We start from the raw sequence: 442 nt of genomic DNA on the forward strand, positions 1-442 counted from the left end.
ATGCCGCTCAATTCGCTGCGTATATCGCTTGCTGATTACGTGCAGCTTTCCCTTCAGGCGGGATTCATACAGCGGCCAGCCATCCGTCATCCATATCACCACGTCAAAGGGTGACAGCAGGCTCATAAGACGCCCCAGCGTCGCCATAGTGCGTTCACCGAATACGTGCGCAACAACCGTCTTCCGGAGCCTGTCATACGCGTAAAACAGCCAGCGCTGGCGCGATTTAGCCCCGACATAGCCCCACTGTTCGTCCATTTCCGCGCAGACGATGACGTCACTGCCCGGCTGTATGCGCGAGGTTACCGACTGCGGCCTGAGTTTTTTAAGTGACGTAAAATCGTGTTGAGGCCAACGCCCATAATGCGGGCAGTTGCCCGGCATCCAACGCCATTCATGGCCATATCAATGATTTTCTGGTGCGTACCGGGTTGAGAAGCGG

General features: G+C 56.1%; 1 pseudogene. It reads right to left on the reverse strand.

Features of this window, described 5'->3' with window-relative positions:
• Positions 1-442 (reverse strand): annotated as a pseudogene (locus SB751_RS28240) (IS1-like element IS1B family transposase); the annotation flags it as partial.

The sequence above is a fragment of the Cupriavidus sp. SIMBA_020 genome (genome assembly GCF_046535395.1).
In the GTDB taxonomy this organism is placed as follows: domain Bacteria; phylum Pseudomonadota; class Gammaproteobacteria; order Burkholderiales; family Burkholderiaceae; genus Cupriavidus; species Cupriavidus campinensis.